Source organism: Paucibacter soli, assembly GCF_037482845.1.
Taxonomy (GTDB): domain Bacteria; phylum Pseudomonadota; class Gammaproteobacteria; order Burkholderiales; family Burkholderiaceae_C; genus Paucibacter_B; species Paucibacter_B soli.
Map to the genome: position 1 here is coordinate 252,714 of NZ_JBBHJW010000001.1, position 12,434 is coordinate 265,147.

The following is a 12,434-nucleotide window of genomic DNA, read 5'->3' on the forward strand; positions in this document are numbered from 1 at the left end:
TTAGTTGACCGTCAGCACCACCTTGACGCTGCCATCGACCGCTGACTTTTCGATATAGCCAACCGCGTCCTGATTGCCCGCCACGAACTTGCGGACCTCAGCGGAATTGGCCATGGGCCGCGGCGGCGTGCCCTTGCCGGAGAAGGTCAGGCGTGACCAGGCCGCCTTTACCTGCGAGCCCGACTTGCCGGCCACCTTGGCGTAGAACTCCTCGTAGAGCGGCGCCGTCTCGAGCTGATCGGCCAAGGCCGCGGCAGCGCCGGATGGCAGGGTGCTGGTCTTGCCCAGGAACAGGGCGCTCACCTGCTCAGGGGTGAGCGAAGCCACCGGATTCTTCGGGTTCACGATGATCACCACATCGGCCCAGGCCGCGCCGGCGCTGAGCAGCCCCGCAAGCAACAGGCCAAGGGTCTTGACGCGTTTGGACATGGTCGGCTCCTGAAAGCTTAGAAGACGGTGTCGAGCGAGATCGACAGGAGCTTGGAATTGCCCACGAAGTCGAGGTCGGGGCCCGACTTGTCGGTGAAGCGGTCCCACTGCAACTTGAGCGCCGTGGACTTGCCCAGCTCGTAGCGCAGCGACAGGCTCAGGATGTCATCGCGCTGCACGGTGCTGGGCGCGTATTGGTTGGTTTCACGGTAGCGGCTGACGGTCAGCATGGGCGTGAACTTGCCGAAGCGCCGGCCGGCTGACACCATCATGCTCTTGGCCTTGTAGGAGTAATCACTGCGGTCGAACACGCTGAATTCCGAGCGCAGCAGCCAGTCTTCCCAATCGACGTTGGCCGCCAGGCCATAGATCAGCTGCGACTGCTTGAACACGGTCTGGGTGCGCACGCCTCCATCGTGATCCCATTGGTCCACGTTGTTGCGGATCAGATTGAGCCGCAGCGTCAGCCAGTCGTTCGCCAGCTCGACGTCGGCGCCCAGGATGCGCTTCCAGGTGATGTCCTGGCGGGCCTGGTAGTAGATCTTGGCGAGCGCGTTGTCCTTGGTGGACTCCGTGCCCGTGAACGCGCTGCTGCGCACCGACCAATCGCCCAGCTGGCTGCTGTAGGCCACGGTGGCGCCGTTGAAGTTCACCACCTCCCAGCCATACACGTCCTGCGGCGGGCGTATCCAGTTGTAGGCATAGCCCACGTCCTGGAAGTCGGAGTAGTAGAACAGTGGCAGGCGTTTGCGGCCCACTTGCAGTGTCCACTGACTGCTGGGCGCGAAGCTCACATAGGCCCATTCGAGCGCGGCCTTGAGCTTGTCCACATCCCGTACCACCACCTGGGCCGTGCCGGACCACTGTGGATTCAGTTTGAGCGTCCCCTGCAGGCCCAGCTTGGATTCGGGCTGAGCGCTCCAGCTCTTGCTGTAGAGGCCGGCATGGCTGTAGTCCGCAATCGTGCAAGGGCAGTCATAGCGGTCCAGCAGCGGCGTATTGCGGCTGCCACTCTGCACCGCGCCCAGGGCCAGGGTGCCGAAGCCCTTGAAGTCGAAGTCCTGGGCCTGCGCAACAGGCAGGCCCGCCAGCAGGCCCAGACCGAACAGCCAGGCCATGGCGGCCGGCATGCGCTTGAACAGTTTGTCTTCTTGCATCATCGCCCTTTCGGTTCCGATGCACAGCCGGCTGGGTGCGTGGCTGACCATCAACCACAGATCAACACAACCGATGCTGCGCGCCGTCCCGCCACCGGGCCCTCTGGCTGAGCAGCCCTGGACGGCCTCTCACTGTCCGACAAAAGAGCGGCCGAAGCGACAAGAGATTGACTGGCGAGCACAGGTTTGCGCTCCATGCCACAGCTGCGGGGGGCGAAATCGCAGATCGTGCGATAAGTCCTTGCCGGCGCGTGCGGCCGCGGCTATGTGCGCCGTCAAACCAGGCCGAGCAAGGCACGCGCCTGTGCCGGCGAGGCCGGCTCGCGGCCCGCGCGGCGTGCGCAGTCGGCCAGCGCCTCGATCAGCACGCCATTGCCGCTGGCGCGCTCGCCGTTCGGCAGGTAGAACGTGTCTTCCAGTCCGCTGCGCAGCATGCCGCCCAGCTCGGCGGTCTTCTGATGCAGCGGCCAGATCTCGCTGCGGCCGATCAGGGTGGTCTGCCAGAGCGCGCCGGGCGGCAGCCAGCGTGGCAGCAGGGATAAGAGATCGGCATCGCAGGGCATGCCCGAGGCCACGCCCATGACGAAGTTGAGGTCGGGCTTACCACCGTACATGCCGGCCTTCAGGTACATGCCCACCGCGCGCACGATGCCGACATCGAAGCATTCGAACTCGGGATGCGCACCGCATCCGGCCATCACGTCCAGAAAGGCCTGCACCTTGGCCACCGGGTTGTCGAACACCATCGGCGGCCAGGCCCAAGTGCCATCGTCCTTGAGCTTGAGGTAGTTGAGGCTGCCGGCATTGCAGGCGGCGATCTCGGGCCGCACGCGGCGCAGGCAGGCGGCCGGGCCGGCGATGTCAGGGCCGATCACGCCGGTGCTGAGGTTGATGATGACGCCGGGGCAGGCGGCGCGGATGGCCGAGACGACGCTGTCGGCCAGCTCCGGGTCCCAGCTGGGCAGATGGCTCAAGCCCTCCTCCTGCCGGCGCAGATGCACATGCATCACCGAGGCGCCGGCATTGAAGGCGTCGCGTGCCTCCTGCGCCATCTGCGCCGGCGTCACCGGCACCGGATGCTGCTTCGGGTTGGTGAGCACGCCGGTGAGCGCGCAGCTCAGGATGGCCTTGTTGTCGCTGTTCATGCTGGGTCCTCGAGTTCAACAAGCAGGGCGCCCGCCGCAACCGATTCGCGCAGGCCCACATGCAGCACCTTCACGCGCCCGGCGCGCCCGGCGGTGAGCCACATCTCCATCTTCATGGCCTCGACGCTGAGCAAGGCCTGACCCTCGGCGACGCTGTCGCCTTCGGCCACCAGCAGCTGCGCCACCAGGCCGGCCACCGGGGCACGGGCATGGGCGGGGTTGGCCAACAAGTCCTTGGGCACGGGGACGGCCGAGGGCTCGTGAAAGGTGAAGCTGGCGGCGCCTCTGGCCAGCTCGATGCGGCCCGCCGGCGCGTCGCGTACCGCGATGACGCTGCGCTGCACACCGTCCAGCGCCACGCGCCAGCGCCCTGCGCCGTCCTGGCCCAGCAGGCTGAGTTCATGCACTTGTTCACCGGCTTGCAGGCGCAGCTGGCGGCCGCCAACCTTGGCGCGCCAGTGCCGGCGCTGCTCGCCATGCTGCAGGCTGACATCGAAACTTGCCACACTGGCGGGCCGCGCGGCGGCTGGCCCCTCGCCCAGCAACAGCAGCAGGGCCGCGGCGATCAGCCAGTCGGCCTCGCTGGGCTGGGGCCGCGGCAGCGCCCACTCGTCCAGCGACGCGGTGTGCAGACGCGCGGCGCGAAAGTCGGCATGGTCCAGCAGCTCGGCCAGGAAGCGGCCGTTGTTGGCGATGCCCAGCAGCGGCGCATCGGCCAGCGCCGCGCGCAGGCGGCGTATCGCGTCGTCGCGGTCGCGCCCATGGGCGATGAACTTGGCCACCATGGCGTCGTAATGCGGGCCCAGCTCGCCGCCCTCGGCCACGCCGGCATCGATGCGAACCCCAGGCCGCAGCGCCAGCTCGGGCCGCCACCAGGCGATGCGCCCGGTCTGCGGCCGAAAGCCTTCATAGGGGTCCTCCACATAGAGCCGCGCCTCGATCGCATGCCCCCGAAACTGCACGTCCTGCTGCACCAGCGGCAAGGGCTCGCCAGCGGCGATGCGCAGCTGCCATTCCACCAGGTCCAGGCCGGTCACGCACTCGGTCACCGGATGCTCGACCTGCAGCCGCGTGTTCATCTCCAGGAAGTAATGTTGTTTCAGCTCCGCGTCGACGATGAACTCCACCGTGCCCGCGCCCACATAGCCCACCGCCTGCGCGGCCGCCACCGCATCGGCCCCCATGGCGGCGCGCAGCGCCGGGCTCACCAGCGGCGAGGGCGATTCCTCGACGACCTTCTGGCGGCGGCGCTGCGCCGTGCAATCGCGCTCGCCCAGGTGGATGCAATGCCCATGCGCGTCGGCAAACACCTGGATCTCGATGTGCCGCCCCTGGGCGATGAGGCGCTCCAGCATCAGCGTGCCGTCGCCGAAGGCGCTCTCGGCCTCGCGGCGCGCGCTCGCGATGGCGCCCGCCAGTTCGGCAGCCCGCTGCACCACCCGCATGCCGCGCCCGCCGCCGCCGGCCACCGCCTTCACCAGCAGCGGATAGCCCAGCTGCATGGCCTCGAACGTGAGCGTCACATCGTCCTGCTGCTCGCCCAGGTAACCGGGCACGCAGGGCACCCCAGCCGCCAGCATGCGGCGCTTGGCCGCCGCCTTGCTGCCCATGGCCGCGATGCTGGCCGCCGGCGGGCCGATGAAGCGCAGGCCCGCGTCCGCGCAGGCCTGGGCAAAGTCGGCGCGCTCGGAGAGAAATCCGTAGCCCGGATGCAACGCATCTGCGCCGGTGCGGGCTGCGGCGTCCAGGATGGCCGCGATGTCCAGGTAGGAGCCGATCTGCAGCGCCTCGTCGGCCTGCGCCACATGCGGCGACTGCGCATCGGGCTCGGTATAGACGGCCACGCTGCGATAACCCAGGCTGCGTGCCGTGCGCATCACGCGGCAGGCGATTTCACCGCGGTTGGCCACCAGGATCTTGCTGAAGTTGCCGCCGCTCATGTCGGAACCCACGCCGGCTTGCGTTTTTCAAGAAAGGCGCTCACGCCCTCCATGCCCTCGGGCCCCAGCGCCGCGCTCGTAAACGCTTCGGCCGCCTCGTCGACCAGGCTGGCCGGCGCATGCAGACGCGCGCGCGCCATCAAGTGCTTGGTGGCGGCCAGCGCGCCTGGTGCGCATTGCAGGATCTCGCCCAGCACGCGCTGCAGCGCGGCGTCGAGTTCGGCGCCAGCGCCGTGCAGCTCGTGCACCAGGCCCAGGGCCAAGGCCTGGCGAGCATCGAGCCTGCCGCCGGTGACGGCGAGGCGCCGGGCCTGCGAATAGCCCAGCCGCTCCACCAGAAAGGGCGCGATCTGTGCCGGCACCACGCCCAGCGAGGTTTCGGGCAGGCGCAGGCTCGCCGTCTCGCCCGCGAGGACCACATCGGCCACGCAGGCCAGGCCCAGGCCGCCGCCCATCACCACGCCCTCCAGCAGCGCCACGATGGCCAGCTTGCTGGCAGCGAAGGCAGCGCACAGATGACCGAAGGCGGCGTTCATCTCGGCCAGCACCGACGGGCCCTCCTCGGCCAGGCGCATGCGCGCGGCGGCCATGTCCTTGAGGTCGCCGCCGGCACAGAAATGGCCGCCGGCGCCACGCAGCACGATCACGCGCGCCAAAGCATCGGCCTCGGCTGCCGCCAGCGCGGCGCGCAGCTCGGCCACCATGGCCATCGAGAGCGCATTGCGCAGCTCCGGGCGATTCAGCGTGAGGTGCAGCACGCCATTCTTCTCTTGGCGCAGCAGCAGGGTTTGGTAATTGCTCATGATGCTTGCTCAACCCTTGGGAAGGGTTCCCTCCAGCTTGCAGATGATGGACAGCATCACCTCGTCGGCGCCGCCGCCGATCGAGACCAGGCGGCCATCGCGGTAGGACTGGCTGATCGGGTTGTCCCAGGTGAAGCCCATGCCGCCCCAGTACTGCAGGCAGGAGTCGGACACCTCGCGGATCAGGCGGCCGCATTTGAGCTTGGCCATCGAGGCCAGCTTGGTGACGTCCTTGCCCGCCACATATTGGTCCACCGCCGCGTAGGTGAGCGCACGCAGCGCCTCCACCTCGGTGCGCAGCTCGGCCAGGCGGAAATGCACCACCTGGTTGTCGAGGATGGACTTGCCGAAGGCCTTGCGCTCGCGCGTGTAGGCTATGGTCAGGTCGATCAGCCGGTCCAGGTTCTTCAGCGAGCTGGCCGCGCCCCAGAGCCGTTCCTCCTGGAACTGCATCATCTGGAACACGAAGCCCATGCCCTCCTGGCCGATCAAGTGGCGCTGCGGCACGCGCACCTCGTCGAAGAAGAGCTGGGCGGTGTCGGAGGCGTCCATGCCGATCTTGTGGATCTTCTGCCGCGTGATGCCGGGCGTATCCATGGGCACGACGATCAGGCTCTTGTTCTTGTGCACCGGGCCGTCGCTGGTATTGGCCAAGAGGCAGCACCAGTCGGCCTGCATGCCGTTGGTGATCCACATCTTGCTGCCGTTGATCACATAGTCGTCGCCGTCCTTGCGGGCGCTGGTCTTGATGGCGGCCACGTCCGAGCCGCCACCGGCCTCTGAGACGCCCAGGCAACCGACCAGATCGCCGGCGATCGAGGGCGCCAGGAATTCGCGCCGCAACGCGTCCGAACCAAAGCGCGCCAGCGCCGGCGTGCACATATCGGTATGCACGCCTATGCCCATGGGCACGCCGGCGCAGGCGCAGGTACCCAGGGCCTCGGCCATCACCATGGAGTAACTGAAGTCCAGGCCCGCGCCGCCGTATTCCTCGGGGTACTTCAGGCCCAGGAGGCCCAGCTTGCCGAGCTTCTTGAAGACCTCGTGGGCCGGAAACTGTTCGGCCTTCTCCCACTCGGGCACATGGGGGTTGAGCTCCTTCTCGACGAAGCGGCTGACCGTGTCGGAGAGGGCGCGGTGTTCTGCACTGAATTGCATGTCTGCCTCCTTTTCAGAATCGGGCCACGCCAAAAGCATTCGGGCGCAGCGCATGGGCCTCAGCCTCGCGCGCCAGCGCCAGGCCCAGGGCCAGCACGCGGCGCGTGTCGCGCGGGTCGATCACGCCGTCGTCCCACAGGCGGGCGGTACCGAACAGCACGCTGGATTCGCGCTCGATGCGCAGGCGCAGCTGATCGCTCATCGCGGCCAGGGCCTCGTCGTTGACCGGCGCGCCCATGCGCTCGAGCTTGGCGCGGTTGATGATGTCCATCACCTTGGCCGCCTGGGCACCGCCCATCACCGCGGTGCGCGCACTGGGCCAGCTGAAGATGAAGCGCGGGTCGAAGCCGCGCCCGCACATGCCGTAGTTGCCGGCGCCGAAAGAGCCGCCCAACAGAATGGTGAACTTCGGGCAGCGCGCATTCGCCACCGCCTGGATCATCTTGGAACCATGCTTGATGGCGCCCTGGCTCTCGGCCTCGCGGCCCACCATATAGCCGGTGGTGTTCTGCAAAAACACCAGCGGCGTGCCGCTCTGGTCGCAGAGCTGGATGAACTGCGCCGCCTTGCTCGAGCCCTGCGGCTGGATGGCCCCGTTGTTGGCCAGCATGCCCACCAGCTGGCCTTCGATGCGGGCATGGCCGCACAGGGTCTCGCTGCCGTACCCGGCCTTGAATTCGAGGAAGTCAGAGCCGTCAACGATGCGCGCGATCACCTCGCGTGCGTCGTAGGGCTCGCGCTCGTCAACCGGCACCACGCCCAGCAGCTCCTCGGCGTCATACAGGGGCGCGGGGCCGGGCGCCTCCACCGGCACGCTGGGCCAGTTCAACTTGTCCAATAGCTCGCGCGTGAGCGCCAGCGCATGGGCGTCGTTCTCGCTCAGGTACTCGCCCAGACCGGTGACACTGGCATGCAGTTCGCTGCCGCCCAGCTCCTCTTCGCTGGCGTCTTCGCCGATGGCGGCCTTCACCAGCGGCGGGCCGGCCAGATAGATGCTGGAGCGCCCGCGCACCAGCACCACATAGTCCGAGAGGCCCGGCAAATAGGCGCCACCCGCGGTGGACGCGCCATGCACCACCGCGATCTGCGGAATGCCGGCGGCCGAGAGGCGCGCCTGGTTGGCAAAACTGCGCCCGCCTTCCACGAACATCTCGCTCTGGTACATCAGGTTGGCGCCGCCGCTTTCCACCAGGTAGATCAGCGGCAGCTTGTTCTCGCGTGCAATCTCCTGCGCGCGCAAGGCCTTCTTCAGGCCCATGGGCGGCACGGTGCCGCCCTTGATGGCGCTGTCGCTGGCCGAGATCAGCACGCGCTTGCCGGCCACCACGCCGATGCCGACGATGGATCCGCCGCCCAGCACGCTCTTCTTGCCGTCGTCGTCGTGCATGCCCAGACCCGCCAGCGACGAGAGCTCCAGAAAGCCCGAGTCCCGGTCCAGCAGCCGCGCCACGCGCTCGCGCGGCAAGAGCTGACCCCGCGCTTCGAACTTGTCGCGCTTGGACTCCGACTCGGCCATCACCTTGGCCTCCAGCGCACGCACCTCGGCCAGCTTGGCCTGCATCGCCTCGGCGTTGGCGGCGAAGGCCTTGGACTTGGGGTTGAGGCGGCTGAGGATCACGCTCACTTCAGCACCTCGGGCACGGCAGCGCGGTGGAAGCCGTTGAAGGGTTGTGTGCCCGCGTGATCGAGATTTGGGAACATCGGATTGCCCAGCGAGGCCGCGCCATCGATCTGCAGCGTCACGCCGGTGATGAAGGCGGCGGCGGGAGAGAGCAGGAAGACGATGGCCGCCGAGATTTCGGCCTCGCTGGCCAGGCGGCGCAACGGCACATGGTTCCTGAGTTGCCGGATCAGCGGCTGGATGGCGGGCCCATAGCTGTCCATGCCGCTGGAGGCCACCCAGCCGGGTGCCACCGCGTTCACGCGCACGCCCGCATGGGCCCACTCGAAGGCCGCGCTCATGGTGAGGTTGCTCATGCCCGCCCGCGCCGCGCCGCTGTGCGCCATGCCGGGCATGCCGTTGCGGAAGTCCGCCGTCATATTGACGACCGCGCCGCCATGCTGCTGAAGGCTCTGCGTGAAAAGTTCGCGCATCATCAGAAAGCCGCCGGTGAGGTTGTTTGCCACCACCGCCTCGAAGCCACGCTTGGAGATCGCCATCAAGGGCGATGGGAACTGACCGCCGGCGTTGTTCACCAGGCCGGTGACGGGGCCATGCTGCGCCAGCACCGCGGCGATGTTCGCCTTGACGGCTTCTTCCTCGCGGATATCGAAGGCGCGCCAGTCGCAGGTGCCACCATCCTCGCGGATCTCGGCGGCGACGCGCTCGAGCTTGTCGGCGCCGCGGCCTGACAGGATCACCATGGCGCCCAGCGCCGCCAGCTCGTGTGCGGTGCAACGGCCGATGCCGGAGCCCGCCCCGGTCACCCAGATGCGCTGCCCCTTGAACAAACCCGGACGGAACACGCTGTCGTAGTGCCCCGCCCCCGCTTCAGCCTGAGTCATGCCAGTTCCTCGCATCCAGTCATCACGCGAATGACCGACAGCTTCCGTTAACGTCACCATGCTTTCATATTGGTGATTACCATCAGACATACGGCAGGCAATGGCTCTAGCATGCAAGTCATCTCAATCTGACATGGAGTCCCGAGTCATGGATCTGCAAGCGATTACCGAAGCCCTGCGCGGCAAAGTCGGCACCGAGAGCGGCCTCAACGCCATCCTCAAGTTCGACATGGGCGCCGACGGCGTGGCCGTGATCGACGGCAAGAGCATCCCCAACAGCGTCAGCAACGATAAAGACCGCGAGGCCGACTGCACCGTGGCCATCACGCGCGAGAACCTGATCGCGCTGCTGAGTGGCGAACTCAACCCCATGAACGCCTTCATGATGGGCAAGATCAAGGTCAGCGGCGACATGGGCGTGGCGATGAAGCTGCAGCGCGTGGTGGGATGAATGCCCGGGTGAAGGCCGCCGCGCTGGAGATGCTGGAGAGCAGCAACAGCGCGCCGCAGGAGCAGCTCTACGGCATCACCCAGCTCTGCGAGGAGTTCGAGCTGACGCCGCGGGCGATCCGCTTCTACGAAGACAAGGGGCTGCTCGCGCCACGTCGCGTCAACGGCGCGCGGGTCTACACCCAGCGCGACCGTGCGCGGCTGAAGATCATCCTGCGCGCCAAGGCCATCGGCTCCTCGCTGGAGGAGATCAAGCATTACCTGGATCTCTACGGCTCGCACGGCGAGGGCCGCGCCAAGCAATTGCAGTGGACGCTGGACCGCACCAATGCGGCGATTGCCGAGCTGGAGCAAAAGCGCGCGCACATCGATGCCACCCTGGCCGAGCTGCGCCTGATCAACGAGACGGTGCGTGCGCAATTGAGCACGGAGAAATAGCCATGTCACTTCCCCTCTTCCCATCCAACTGGATGAACGACGAGCACCGCATGCTGCAGGACAGCGTGGCGCGTTTCTTCAAGGAGCGCTGGGTGCCGCGCGCCGGCGAATGGCGCGAGGGCGGCATGATGGGTCGCGACACCTGGCTGGAAGCCGGCGCCAACGGCCTGCTGTGCGCCGGCATCCCCGAGGCCTATGGCGGCGGCGGTGGCGACTTCGGCCATGAGGCCGTGATCCTGCTGGAACAGGCCAAGGCCAACCTGAGCGGCTTCGGCGGCGGCCTGCACTCGGCCATCGTCGGCCCCTACATCCTGCACTACGGCACCGAGGCGCAAAAGCAGCGCTGGCTGCCGCGCATGGCCCGTGGCGAGCTGATCGGCGCGATCGCGATGACCGAGCCCGGCACCGGGTCCGACCTGCAGAACGTGCGCACCCACGCCCGCCGAGAGGGCGACGAGTACGTACTCTCGGGCCAGAAGGTCTTCATCACCAACGGCCAGAACGCCAACCTGGTGGTGGTGGTCTGCAAGACCGACAAGACCGCCGCCGCCAAAGGCATCTCGCTGCTGGTGGTGGAGGTGGAAAACGAAGACGGCAGCCTGGTGAGTGGCTACCGGCGCGGCCGCAACCTCGACAAGATCGGCATGAAGGCGCAGGACACCTCGGAGCTGTTCTTCGACGAGGTGCGCGTGCCGGTGGCCAATCTACTGGGTGGCGCGAACGCGGCGCCCGGCGAGGGCGAAGGCCAGGGCTTCATCCAGCTGATGCAGGAACTGCCGCAGGAGCGCCTCATCATCGCGGTGACGGCGGTGGGCGCGATGGAGCGTGCGCTCAGCGAGACCCTGGCCTACACCAAGGAGCGCAAGGCCTTCGGCAAGGCGATCTGGGAGTTCCAGAACACCCGCTTCAAGCTGGCCGAGGTGCAGAGCCAGGTGCTGGCGGCGCGTGCCTTTGTGGACGCCTGCATGGAGGCGCATCTGAAGGGCGAGCTCGACGCCGCCCGCGCCGCATTGGCCAAGGCCTGGAGCACCGACCTCGCCTGCAAGGTGATGGACGAATGCCTGCAGCTCTTCGGCGGCTATGGCTACATGATGGAGTACCCGATCGCCGAGCTGTATGCCGATGCGCGCGTGGCGCGCATCTATGGCGGCACCAACGAGATCATGAAAGAGCTGGCCGCTCGTTTCATGTAGGAGACCACGATGTTCGATGCCTATCTCTACGACCACGTCCGCACCCCGCGCGGCAAGGGAAAAAAGGACGGCCGCCTGCACCAGGTGAGCCCGGTGTGGCTGCTGCGCGGCCTGCTGCAGGCCCTGCAGCAGCGCCAGGGCCTCGACACCGCGCTGGTAGACGATGTGGTGCTGGGCTGCGTGACCCCGGTGGGCGAGCAAGGCGCCGACATCGCGCGCACCGCGGCGCTGGACGCCGGCTGGGCCGAGAGCGTGGGCGGCGTGACGCAGTCGCGCTTTTGCGCCTCCGGCCTGGAAAGCATCAACCTGGCCGCCGCCAAGGTGGCGAGCGGCTTCGAGCAACTGGTGGTGGCGGGCGGCGTGGAATCCATGAGCCGCTGGACCATGGGCAGCGACGGCGGTGCCTGGTTCATGGACCCGCGCGTCAACCAGGCCCTGGGCTTCATCCCGCAAGGCATCAGCGCCGACCTGATCGCGGCGCTGGAGGGCTTTGGCCGCGGCGACGTGGACGCCTTCGCGGTGCAATCGCACCAGCGCGCCGCCGCCGCACGCGCGGCCGGTCACTTCGCCCGCTCGATCGTGCCGGTGCAGGACATCGCCGGCCTCACCGTGCTGGACCAGGACGAGACCATCCGCCCCACCACCACGCTGGAGACCCTGGCCAAGCTCGATCCATCGTTTGCCATGATGGGATCGATGGGTTTTGACGCCACCGCGCTGCGCAAATACACCACGGTGGAGCGCATCCCGCACATCCACCATGCCGGCAATTCCTCGGGCATCGTCGATGGCGCGGCCCTGATGTTGGTAGGCAGCCAGGCCGGTGGTGCGGCCGCCGGGCTGAGGCCGCGTGCACGCATACGTGCCGCTGCGGTGATCGGCTCCGAGCCCACCATCATGCTCACCGGCCCCACGCCGGCCTGCCGCAAGGCGCTCAAGCAGGCCGGCATGCAGGCCTCGGACATCGACCTCTGGGAAATCAACGAAGCCTTTGCGGTGGTGCCGTTGAAGACGGCGCGCGACCTGGGCGTTTCGCTGGACCGCGTGAACGTGAACGGCGGCTCGATTGCCATGGGCCATCCCCTGGGGGCTACCGGTTGCATCATCCTCGGCACCCTGCTGGACGAGTTGGAGCGCCGCAACCTCAGCACCGGCTGCGCCACGCTCTGCGTCGGCGGCGGCATGGGCATCGCCACCATCATCGAACGGGTGTGAA

General features: G+C 67.6%; 12 protein-coding genes. 4 read left to right on the plus strand and 8 right to left on the minus strand.

Features of this window, described 5'->3' with window-relative positions:
* The 8 genes from WG898_RS01195 to WG898_RS01230 form a co-directional block, all read right to left on the minus strand.
* Positions 1-429: a type 2 periplasmic-binding domain-containing protein gene (locus WG898_RS01195; protein WP_339600954.1), complete on the minus strand. Its 429-nt coding sequence runs from the start codon at positions 427-429 to the stop codon at positions 1-3.
* 17 nt (positions 430-446) lie between these two features.
* A complete protein-coding gene (locus WG898_RS01200) occupies positions 447-1,586 on the minus strand; it encodes a hypothetical protein (RefSeq protein WP_339600955.1) in 1,140 nt (379 codons plus the stop codon).
* A 275-nt stretch (positions 1,587-1,861) separates the two neighbouring features.
* The gene (locus tag WG898_RS01205) at positions 1,862-2,731 is read right to left on the minus strand and encodes a beta-keto acid cleavage family enzyme (protein ID WP_339600956.1); all 870 of its coding nucleotides are present in this window, start codon (positions 2,729-2,731) and stop codon (positions 1,862-1,864) included.
* Positions 2,728-4,683 carry an acetyl/propionyl/methylcrotonyl-CoA carboxylase subunit alpha gene (locus tag WG898_RS01210; RefSeq protein WP_339600957.1) on the minus strand — a complete coding sequence of 652 codons (1,956 nt, stop codon included), beginning with the start codon at positions 4,681-4,683 and terminating at the stop codon, positions 2,728-2,730. Before WG898_RS01210 ends, WG898_RS01205 begins: the two co-directional genes overlap by 4 nt.
* Positions 4,668-5,474 carry an enoyl-CoA hydratase/isomerase family protein gene (locus WG898_RS01215; protein WP_339600958.1) on the minus strand — a complete coding sequence of 269 codons (807 nt, stop codon included), beginning with the start codon at positions 5,472-5,474 and terminating at the stop codon, positions 4,668-4,670. Before WG898_RS01215 ends, WG898_RS01210 begins: the two co-directional genes overlap by 16 nt.
* Before the next feature lie 9 nt (positions 5,475-5,483).
* Positions 5,484-6,632, minus strand: a complete 1,149-nt coding sequence (locus tag WG898_RS01220; protein ID WP_339600959.1) for an acyl-CoA dehydrogenase family protein — start codon at positions 6,630-6,632, stop codon at positions 5,484-5,486.
* Between the two features lie 13 nt (positions 6,633-6,645).
* A complete protein-coding gene (locus WG898_RS01225) occupies positions 6,646-8,256 on the minus strand; it encodes an acyl-CoA carboxylase subunit beta (protein WP_339600960.1) in 1,611 nt (536 codons plus the stop codon).
* Positions 8,253-9,137, minus strand: a complete 885-nt coding sequence (locus WG898_RS01230) for an SDR family oxidoreductase (RefSeq protein WP_339600961.1) — start codon at positions 9,135-9,137, stop codon at positions 8,253-8,255. Before WG898_RS01230 ends, WG898_RS01225 begins: the two co-directional genes overlap by 4 nt.
* 148 nt (positions 9,138-9,285) lie before the next feature.
* Here WG898_RS01230 and WG898_RS01235 point away from each other — a divergent pair, with 148 nt between their 5' ends.
* The 4 genes from WG898_RS01235 to WG898_RS01250 are packed head-to-tail and all read left to right on the plus strand — an operon-like array spanning position 9,286 to position 12,433.
* A complete protein-coding gene (locus tag WG898_RS01235; protein ID WP_339600962.1) occupies positions 9,286-9,588 on the plus strand; it encodes an SCP2 sterol-binding domain-containing protein in 303 nt (100 codons plus the stop codon).
* Positions 9,585-10,025 carry a MerR family transcriptional regulator gene (locus tag WG898_RS01240; protein ID WP_339600963.1) on the plus strand — a complete coding sequence of 147 codons (441 nt, stop codon included), beginning with the start codon at positions 9,585-9,587 and terminating at the stop codon, positions 10,023-10,025. Before WG898_RS01235 ends, WG898_RS01240 begins: the two co-directional genes overlap by 4 nt.
* A 2-nt stretch (positions 10,026-10,027) precedes the next feature.
* Positions 10,028-11,218, plus strand: a complete 1,191-nt coding sequence (locus WG898_RS01245) for an acyl-CoA dehydrogenase family protein (RefSeq protein ID WP_339600964.1) — start codon at positions 10,028-10,030, stop codon at positions 11,216-11,218.
* 9 nt (positions 11,219-11,227) lie between these two features.
* The gene (locus WG898_RS01250; protein ID WP_339600965.1) at positions 11,228-12,433 is read left to right on the plus strand and encodes an acetyl-CoA C-acetyltransferase; all 1,206 of its coding nucleotides are present in this window, start codon (positions 11,228-11,230) and stop codon (positions 12,431-12,433) included.
* Position 12,434 lies beyond the last annotated feature (1 nt).

Excerpts from the sequence above, each read along its gene's own strand:
- WG898_RS01195 (WP_339600954.1), bottom strand. The coding sequence starts at position 429 with ATGTCCAAACGCGTCAAGACCCTTGGCCTGTTGCTTGCGGGGCTGCTC.
- WG898_RS01200 (WP_339600955.1), bottom strand. The coding sequence starts at position 1,586 with ATGCAAGAAGACAAACTGTTCAAGCGCATGCCGGCCGCCATGGCCTGG.
- WG898_RS01205 (WP_339600956.1), bottom strand. The coding sequence starts at position 2,731 with ATGAACAGCGACAACAAGGCCATCCTGAGCTGCGCGCTCACCGGCGTG.
- WG898_RS01215 (WP_339600958.1), bottom strand. The coding sequence starts at position 5,474 with ATGAGCAATTACCAAACCCTGCTGCTGCGCCAAGAGAAGAATGGCGTG.
- WG898_RS01220 (WP_339600959.1), bottom strand. The coding sequence starts at position 6,632 with ATGCAATTCAGTGCAGAACACCGCGCCCTCTCCGACACGGTCAGCCGC.
- WG898_RS01230 (WP_339600961.1), bottom strand. The coding sequence starts at position 9,137 with ATGACTCAGGCTGAAGCGGGGGCGGGGCACTACGACAGCGTGTTCCGT.
- WG898_RS01235 (WP_339600962.1), top strand. The coding sequence starts at position 9,286 with ATGGATCTGCAAGCGATTACCGAAGCCCTGCGCGGCAAAGTCGGCACC.
- WG898_RS01240 (WP_339600963.1), top strand. The coding sequence starts at position 9,585 with ATGAATGCCCGGGTGAAGGCCGCCGCGCTGGAGATGCTGGAGAGCAGC.
- WG898_RS01245 (WP_339600964.1), top strand. The coding sequence starts at position 10,028 with ATGTCACTTCCCCTCTTCCCATCCAACTGGATGAACGACGAGCACCGC.
- WG898_RS01250 (WP_339600965.1), top strand. The coding sequence starts at position 11,228 with ATGTTCGATGCCTATCTCTACGACCACGTCCGCACCCCGCGCGGCAAG.